Source organism: Colidextribacter sp. OB.20 (assembly GCF_009911595.1).
Lineage (GTDB): Bacteria > Bacillota > Clostridia > Oscillospirales > Oscillospiraceae > Lawsonibacter.
This window is the reverse complement of the sequence record NZ_QWKG01000018.1, coordinates 65,656-74,425: the sequence shown is the minus strand read 5'-3', so window position 1 is coordinate 74,425 and position 8,770 is coordinate 65,656. Positions and strand designations below refer to the sequence as shown.

Genomic DNA, 8,770 nt, shown 5'->3' with positions numbered 1-8,770 from the left:
CCGCTGGCGCAGGCGGCGCTCCCCCGCCGGGTCGGGGGTCAGCTCCCGGCTCAGCTCGGCCGCCGCCTCCCCCAGCAGGTCGGACAGCTGGGCGTACTGCCGGCACACCGCCGCCCGGCTCTCCCGGATGCGTGCGTTGTACTGCCGGCGGTAGAACAGGGCGGTGAGCTCCTCATTGACCACCGCCACAAAGTCGGAAAAGTGGATGCAGCGGTCGGCGAAGTGCCGGGGGAAATCCGCCGCCTCCGCCCTCCCCCGCTCCACCATGGCGGGGGTGGCGTCGTTCAGGGCGTTGAAGGTGGTGTTGTAGTCCGCCTTCCAGCAGCGGTCCCGGAGAGTGCACCCCCGGCACTGCCGCCCCGCCGCCCGGTCAAAGACGGTGGCCACGTCGTTGTCATTCTCCGGCATCCGGAAGGCGGAGCGGAGGGACTCGCACAGGGTCCGGAAGGCCTTGGCGGTCTGCTCCAGCTTCTGCCGGACCAGGCGCTGGGCTCTGGGGTCAGCGGTTGCCTCGGGAAAGGTCCCCACCCCCAGCCAGCCCATAAACTGCTCCGGGAACCGCAGGCAGGCCAGGCAGGCCCCCACCGCGGCGACGCCCAGCATGGGGATGCCGAAGAGCTTCAGGGGAGCGATGGCCGTCAAACAGGCACACACCAGGGCCAGCGGCCCCACCCTCCGGGCGGCGGCGGAGGTCCTGTCCCTCTTTCGCCCGGCCATAGGGGCCAGCGCCCCCCGAAAGGCCCAGGCGGCGGCCAGCGTCAGTGCAATCTCCAGGGCGAAGTAGAACCCGTCCATCTCCTTCCAGCCTGTCTGGCTGCGTACAATCAAGCCGGTGACAGCGTTGAGCGTCCCGGCCACCAGGGGCATGGCCCAGGGCCGGCGCAGCAGCTTCCAGTCGTAAAAGGCAAAGTGGATGGCGAAGGTTAGAATGGCTGCGGAGGAGTACCGCAGGCCGGCGGACAGGTCCAGCCCCATCATGGAGCCGAAGCAGACCCCCACCAGCGCCGCCCCGCCGTACAGTCCGGAGCCCGCCGCCGCCGCGAAGGCCACACCGAAGGGGGCGCTCCCCTCCAGAATCACCGCCCCCGCCAGCACCGCCCCCAGCAGCAGGTGGATGCCTGTCTCCGCCAGCGCCGCCAGGACAGAGGCAGCCTCCCTTGGCCGGGGCGCCGCCTTGGCCGGACGGGCCTCCTTTTCCTGTGGGCGCAGAGCGTTCAGCTTGCTGTAAATGGTTTTGGCTGTCATGGCGGTCTCCTCCTTGGTGTAATTGGGAGCCCCATTATATTCCAGTTTCTGGAAATTATGCGTCGAACCGTGGAAGGGTGGTGGAGAACTTTCTCGGAGGAGACTGCTGTTGCGTCTTTTGCCCGGCTGTGGTATAATAAAATTGATTTGACCCGTTTGACCTGTATGAGGAAGGAGTTTATATGAAAAAGACGGTCTCCCTGTTCCTTGTCCTCCCGCTCCTGCTGACACTGGCGGCCCCGTCGCTGGCTGCGGAGGAGGCTGCCTTCAGCGACGTATCTCAAACCCAGTGGTACGCCGGATATGTGAACCGCGCCGCGCAGCTGGGCTTTGTCCACGGCCTGGGCGGAGGGATATTTGACCCGGAGGGCGACGTGACCTACGCCCATTTCGCCACCATGATGTGCAACACCAGCTACCTCAGCGAGGTCAGCGCCATCGCGGTCCTCCCCAACGCCCCCTGGTGGACGGCCTACTGTATGGTGGCCAACGCCCACGGCCTGTTCTACAACACCCCCATGAGCAACCAGCAGAAGTGGGCGGACTACGCCGAGACCCCCATCCCCCGCGGGGATATGGCGGTAATGACCTACAACTATCTGACCCACTGCGGCAAGGGGACCCTGGCCTCCGCCAGCCTGGACATCGTGCGTGCAGACATCACGGATATCTCCGGCCTGAATGTGTTCCACGCCAAAGCGGTGGCCTACTGCTTCGCCAATAAGATCCTGAACGGCGTCGGCGACGGCAGGTTCCTTCCCGACAGCAGCCTGACCCGGGCCCAGGCCGCCAAGGTGATCTGCGAGGCCTATGACTTCACCACCGCCCGCCAGTCCTGACCGCTCACGGCAGAAAGCGCCGCCCTCCCCATCCGGGGAGAGCGGCGCTTCTTTCCGCAGGTTTGCAGTGACTCACTTCTCCTTGCTGCCATGCATCAGGTCCGAAATCAGGGTGACCGTCACATAGGCGTTCGGGTCGATGGACTTGATCAGCTTTTTCAGCTTGACAATCTGGAATCGGTTGACCACCGCGTAGAGGATGGTCTTTCGCTCCTTGGAGTAGTAGCCCTCCGCGCTGATGATTGTGATGCCAATCCGGAACTCGGAGGAAATCGCTTCACTGATCTCCTCCGGCCTTGTGGTAATAATCATGGCAGATTTCGCGCTGTCCAGGCCGTCCACCACAAAGTCCACCGTCTTTGAGGCGGCCGCGTAGGTCACAATGGAGTACAGGGGCAGAATCCAGCTCCCGATTGCGATTCCGCAGATGATATAGAGGGCGATGTTATAGATCATCACAAAGACGCCCACGGACAGCCCGATCCGCCGGGCGAAAATCACCGCCATGACCTCAATCCCGTCCATGGCGCCCCCATAGCGGATAGCGACGCCGCTGCCCACTCCCGAGATGATCCCGCCGAATATCGCGCACAGGAACAGGTCCGTCCCGGCCAGCGGGGACACAATACTCACGTCGATGGGCAGCACATCTGTAATCAGCCAGGCCGCGGCAGAGTATATGGTTACTGAGAATATAGCGTACACCGTAAAGACGGCGCCCTGTCTTTTCAGGCCGTAGAGGAGCAGCGGCACGTTCAGGATCAGCAGAAACACGGACAGGGACAGGGGCGTCACCTGGGAGAGCAGCATGGACGTGCCCGACATCCCGCTGTCATACAACTGGACCGGCGCGAGGAACAGTGTAACGCCAATGGCGTTGACAATCCCCGCCAGGAGGAGAAAGGAGAAGTTAAGGGGGGAAAATCTTCTGATAAAGCTAAGCATCGCCGCCGCCCAGGCCCTGAGCCTGAGTCTGGCCGCGGCCTTTACCCTGCCGCGCACAGGTGACCGCCTCCTTTACAATTTCGTTGCTCTGATTCTACCATTGCCGGCGCGGCGGCACAAGGGACAGGGCGCAAAATTCACAGAGTCTTTACCTTCGCCGGTTTTCGGGCCGTGACTTCTCAACTTTAGGCTTGTATTTTCCAGAAAAATCGAATACAATATAAAATGAAGATCTATAAGCAAACCCTATCCTCTTTGAAAGGAAGGTATTTCCCATGAAACTGGAAAACGAGCTGGGTGAGATCCGCATCAGCAGCGACGTGTTCACCACCATCACCGGCAGTGCCGCCACCAACTGCTTCGGCGTGAAGGGCATGGCGGTGCGCTCCGCCACCGACGGTCTGGTCCACCTTCTGAAGCGGGAGTCCATGGCCAAGGGCGTCAAGGTCTATTACAACGAGGACGGCACTGTCTCCATCGAGCTGCACATTATCGTGGAGAACGGGGTCAACCTCATGGCCGTGTGCCGGTCCATCATGAGCGAGGTGCGCTATGTGGTCAGCAGGACCACTGGGGTGGAGGTCGCCTCGGTGGACGTGTGCGTGGACTCCATGCGCTTCTGATTATTCGCAGAAAGGAATATGCCGACTATGGTAAAGATGATTGACGCGGCGGTCTTTCAGCGGATGATGATCCACGCCCACGCCGCCATCAACACCCAGAAGCAGCCCATCAACGACTTGAACGTCTTCCCCGTCCCCGACGGGGACACCGGCACCAACATGACCCTGACCATCGGGGCCGCCGCCGCCGAGATGCGGAAAAAGCAGTATGACACCGTGGGCCAGGCCGCGGTCGGCACCGCCTCCGCCCTGCTCCGGGGGGCCCGGGGCAACTCGGGCGTCATCCTGTCCCTGCTCTTCCGGGGCTTCTCCAAGGCCATCAAGGAGAAGGAGACCATGGACGGGCGGGACCTGGCCATCGCCCTGGACTTCGGGGTGGCCGCCGCTTACAAGGCCGTTATGAAGCCCGCCGAGGGCACCATCCTCACCGTCTCCCGCCTGGCCGCCGCCCGGGCCGCCGGCTGCGCCCGGGAGGACGACTCCTTCGAGGGCGTTCTGGAGGCCGCCATCCAGGAGGGACAGGAGGCCCTGGCCCACACTGTGGACCAGAACCCGGTACTGAAAAAGGCCGGGGTTGTGGACGCCGGCGGCAAGGGCTTTCTGGTCATCCTCCAGGGCATGCTGGACGAGGTCCGGGGCCTGCCCATGCCGGACAGCGGCGAGGAGGCCTCCGCTGTCAGCGACAAGGCCGACTTTGAGGCGGTCAATGTGGAGGACATCACCTTCGCCTTCGACACGGTATTCATCGTGCGCAAGTCCCGGGAGGACGTGGACCTGGAGCCCTTCCGGACCTACCTCAACTCCATCGGCGACAGCCTGGTGATCGGCGAGGACGACGAGGCTTTCAAGGTCCATGTCCACACTAATACCCCGGGCAGCACCCTGAATGAGGCCCAGAAGTACGGCACCCTTGAGCTTGCCAAAATCGAGAATATGCGCACCCAGGCCGAGGACCTGGCCGCCGGAAAGCACGTCCAGAGCACCGACGACCTGGAGGCTGTGGAGGCCGAGCTGGAGCAGTCCGCCCCCGCCGGGCCGGTCCACGCCGCCCCCGAGAAAAAATTCGGCTACGTGGCCGTATGCGCCGGGGCCGGCCTGGAGGCTGTGTTCAAGGACCTGGGGGTAGACGCCCTAGTGGGGGGCGGCCAGACCATGAACCCCTCCACGCAGGACATCCTTAAGGCCATCGACGCCACCCCGGCGGAGATCGTCTACGTCCTGCCCAACAACAAGAACATCATCATGGCGGCCGAGCAGACCATCCCCCTGTGCGAGGACAAAAGGGTAATTGTCTTGCCCACCAAGACGGTGCCCCAGGGCATTTCCGCCATGCTGTGCGCCGATCCGGACGCGGAGGAGGCGGACAACACCGCCGCCATGACCGAGGGCTTCGCCAACGTCCGCACCAGTGAGATCACCTACGCCGCCCGGGACTCCGACTTCGACGGCTTCGCCATCCATCAGGGGGACTATCTGGCCCTGGTGGAGCACCAGCTCTTCGGCACTGACCAGGACCTGTCTGCCCTGTTGGACCACTTGGCCAGATCCAGCAGCCTTCAGCAGGCGGAGTTCATCTCCCTGTTCTACGGCTGCGACGTCACAGAGGAACAGGCCCAGGAGGCGGAAAAAATCTTCGCCGCCGCCTGTCCCAACGCGGAGGTCACTCTTCTGGCCGGAGGCCAGCCGGTATACTACTATATGATTTCTGCCGAATAAGAATAAAAATCCCCTGGAGCCTTTGGGCTCCAGGGGATTTTTGTGTTACGCGATGGTAGTCTGATAGCGGTAGAACAGCTCACCCGTCTGTCCACAGGTTATTGTACCCTTGGGGGAAATCGTGGTGCCGGAGACGGGGCTCAGCAGGCCGGTCGCCAAGCTCCAGGACATGGCGTCCTGAGCGATGGTGCGCAGCTGTCTGGAGTCGGCGTAGTGGGAGAGCTCCACGCCCTGGTAGGTGCTGTGGCCCCGATATCTGGCGTACTGGAATACCATCAGGGCCAGCTGCTCCCGGCTCAGGGACTTATCCATGCCCCACAGGCCGCTGGCGTAGATGTCCGGCATAACGCCGCTGCTGACCGCCCAGGCGTGGGCGTTGTTGGTCTCGCTGCCGATGGCGCCAGGGACGTTCAGCAGACTCTCGTCGGTGAGGTTGTACAGCACGGAGATCAGCATATCCCGGGTGATGGGCGTGCTGTCGGGCACCATGCCGTCGGTGATATGGTAGATATGCCGGTTCATGTAGTACCAGGCTGTGGGGCCGGGCTTGGCCTGGGGCGGGACAAGGTCGAAATACACGTTCCCCGGCCGCTCCCTGGAGAAGGCGATGTCCACATCCACGCTGCTGTCCGGCATGGTGAAGTAGTACTCGTCGCTGTAGCGCTCGGTGAGGGGCACGTCCTCCCCGGTGCTCCGGTTGGTCACTGTCAGGTAGTCCAGATCATAGCCGCTCCTGGGGGTGAACTCAATCGTAATCCGGGTGCCCTGGGTGGCGGAGCTGCGGCTCACGTCGTAGCTGCCGCCGGAGACGCTGCCGGGAGTGTAGATTCTGTAGCGGGTCTCGTCGGGATCGTCGTCCTTGGTCCAGTGGGCGTATAGAGTGGTGTCGCTTGAGAAAGCGTCAGGCGCTTTCTCACCGCCAGTACTGGCGGTGTACCAGCCGTCGAAGGAATAGCCCTCACGGGTGGGATCCGCAGGCCAGTCCGTCAGCTTGCCATCCTTCCCCGTAGTCTTGATAACATCCTCCGCGCCTGCGTACTCTAGCTTGAAGGTGATGGTGTAGGTTTTATCCTCCTCCGTGTCACCGCCGCTCCTTTCGGTCCACTTGGCATAGAGGGTGATATCTTCGGTCACAGTATCGTTATCAAGATCCCAAGCAGTTTCACAGGCCGCCTCCCTGTACCAGCCGCCAAAGGTATAGCCGGTACGAGTTGGTTGGCTGGGCTCTCTTACTTTGCCGTCCTTCTCAATCTCCTGAGAATCCACCGCGCTTCCGTCCTGACTGTCAAAAGTGACGGTAAATTTTTCCGAATCAACGGTGCTGTCCTCCCATTTGGCATAAAGGGTGATATTCCCCGTCACAGTATCGTTATCAAAATCCCAGGCGTTTTCACAGGCCGCCTCCCTGTACCAGCCGCCAAAGGTGTAGCCGTCCTTAGCGGGGTCGTCGGGCTTCGTTGCTTTGCCGCCTTTTTCAATTTCCTGAGAATCCACTGCGCTTCCGTCCTGACTGTCAAAAGTGACGGTAAACTTTTCCGTGACAACGGGAGCCTTGCTGTCCTCCCATTTGGCATAGAGGAAGACATCCGCGGTTACTGTGTCCGTGTCAAAATTCCAGGGCTCTTTAAACTCCGCATCCTTATACCAGCCCAGGAATGTATGATGTCCCCGTGGGCGCGCGGGATCAGCAGGTTTTTCCACTTTACCGCCAACCTTAACACCGTAGCGATATGTAGGGTCGGGTGCGCCGTCGTAGTTGCGGTCGATGGTAACTGTATACAGTGCATCTGCAGTCGGCTCACCTGCCCAGTGGGCATAGAGGTATGTATCCTTTTTAAAGTCACATGACTGACCGGACTCATATTTTACACCGTTTACCGGATCATCAAACCACCCTAAAAATTCGTGGCCAGCCCACTCTGCGATAGTTGTAAGTTTAACACCCGCTGCGTTTTTATGGATTGTACTGGTTTGGTTTTCACTAGCATTCTTAATGAGGCCCCCGTTCGCATAGAAAATAACATCAATTCTCGTCTTTTTCCACTTGGCATAGAGAGTTGTATCCCTTTCCACTTTATCAATATCAAAATCCCATTTATTGATACACTCCGGCTCCTTGTACCAGCCAAGAAAATCATACTCCTTATCTCCTCTATCGCACGTCGGCCTACCCATCTTCAATAATGTTTCACCGCAGACAGCCTCCTGGTCCGCCGGGTTCTTTAGATCGGTATCATAGTTCAAATCAAAGTGGACGACACACTTCTCTGGGCTGTCAGTGGGTTTGACATAGTAGCGGACAAAACCCTCTTCTTCTTCCGCCTGTATACTGTATCCGTCGGAACAATAAGCGGCTGGCACACGATCATCGTCCTCCGAATTTGTCACGACAATGCGAATATTGTTACCATCATAATAGCCGCTCTTCTGGTCCAGCGCAATCTGCTTACCCGCCTCTATCCCCTGTTCAGCGTAGCCTACCTTGCCGGAGCCGGAGCCGGTAGCGGTAATCTTAACATCTTTTTCTATATACGCAATACCGCCCCGCATGAGAATACCCACGCCGCCGTCAGCGCGAATTTCTCCGCCGCCGACCATAAGCTCTCCATCCTGGGGATGGTAAATCCCGCAGGGGATATAGCCAGGGGTTGTAATCTTGCCGATTAAGGTGCCGCCATGCATAGCAATAGATGTGCCACCGTAATTATTTGTTCCATTGCCGGCAATCACAGCGTTATCTTTACTGAGGAGCACCCCGCCGGTAACATTCAGCCAGGCTCCGCTGCCATGTACCGCGACCGCAGTTTCTACTGCCTCCACATAGCCATTTTGGATGTTTACACTGGACCTAACCGGGTCGCCGGTGCCGGTTTTATTGCCGATAGCAGCAATACCAATCCGGTTCGATTCCACTTTTCCACTCAGAAAGTCAACTGTGCCGCCCTCCTGAGCATGGATACCGTCAGAACTGCATATAAGACGACCAGAATTGTAGGTTACAGCATTCTTGTCGTCGACAAGGGGGGGATCACCCGCTGTACTGTCCTTCACCGTCAGCCTACCCGCTACCTTGATTGCGGGGGAGGCTGTGGAATTGATTGTAAAACCTTTCAGGTCGAGCACCACGGTTTTTCCCGCCGGTACAACCAGGGTTTCGCTGACAGTTTCATCGCCGCTCAGCTCAATGGTGCCATCCTCCTGAAACAGCTCAGCAAGAGACTTTCCACGTTCCCCAGGAGTACTGCCAGCCGGCTCCTCCGCCCTCGCGCTCACAGGCAGTGCCGGCAGCAGCAGGCACAGGGCTAATATCGTCGATACAATCCGTTTTTTCATCATGTTCCCCTCCGAAGATATGGCCCCATGCCTGTTCTGCCAGATATCAGAATCCGCATGTGCACACGC

Annotated in this window: 5 protein-coding genes and 1 pseudogene; 3 read left to right on the top strand and 3 right to left on the bottom strand. The window is 59.9% G+C overall.

What is annotated here, in order from left to right:
• A pseudogene (locus tag D1641_RS19650) lies at nt 1-1,245 on the bottom strand (stage II sporulation protein E); the annotation flags it as partial.
• A 182-nt stretch (nt 1,246-1,427) separates the two neighbouring features.
• Between D1641_RS19650 and D1641_RS05965 the strand changes: the two are divergent.
• Nucleotides 1,428-2,084 (top strand): S-layer homology domain-containing protein, encoded by a 657-nt coding sequence (locus tag D1641_RS05965; protein ID WP_160663667.1) that lies wholly within the window; start codon nt 1,428-1,430, stop codon nt 2,082-2,084.
• Nucleotides 2,085-2,156: 72 nt separating this feature from the next.
• On the opposite strand, the gene D1641_RS05960 is transcribed toward D1641_RS05965, so the two are convergent.
• Nucleotides 2,157-3,086, bottom strand: coding sequence for a YitT family protein (locus D1641_RS05960; protein WP_347707393.1), 930 nt, complete (start codon nt 3,084-3,086; stop codon nt 2,157-2,159).
• A 218-nt stretch (nt 3,087-3,304) separates the two neighbouring features.
• Between D1641_RS05960 and D1641_RS05955 the strand changes: the two genes are divergently transcribed.
• A complete protein-coding gene (locus tag D1641_RS05955) occupies nt 3,305-3,652 on the top strand; it encodes an Asp23/Gls24 family envelope stress response protein (protein ID WP_160663665.1) in 348 nt (115 codons plus the stop codon).
• 27 nt (nt 3,653-3,679) lie between these two features.
• Nucleotides 3,680-5,368: a DAK2 domain-containing protein gene (locus D1641_RS05950; protein WP_160663663.1), complete on the top strand. Its 1,689-nt coding sequence runs from the start codon at nt 3,680-3,682 to the stop codon at nt 5,366-5,368.
• A 45-nt stretch (nt 5,369-5,413) separates the two neighbouring features.
• Here the strand turns inward: D1641_RS05950 and D1641_RS05945 are convergent, their stop codons facing one another.
• Entirely contained in the window at nt 5,414-8,704 is a 3,291-nt protein-coding gene (locus D1641_RS05945) for an InlB B-repeat-containing protein (RefSeq protein WP_160663661.1), read from the bottom strand.
• Nucleotides 8,705-8,770: the final 66 nt, after the last annotated feature.

Excerpts from the sequence above, each read along its gene's own strand:
- D1641_RS05965 (WP_160663667.1), top strand. The coding sequence starts at position 1,428 with ATGAAAAAGACGGTCTCCCTGTTCCTTGTCCTCCCGCTCCTGCTGACA.
- D1641_RS05945 (WP_160663661.1), bottom strand. The coding sequence starts at position 8,704 with ATGATGAAAAAACGGATTGTATCGACGATATTAGCCCTGTGCCTGCTG.
- D1641_RS05950 (WP_160663663.1), top strand. The coding sequence starts at position 3,680 with ATGGTAAAGATGATTGACGCGGCGGTCTTTCAGCGGATGATGATCCAC.
- D1641_RS05955 (WP_160663665.1), top strand. The coding sequence starts at position 3,305 with ATGAAACTGGAAAACGAGCTGGGTGAGATCCGCATCAGCAGCGACGTG.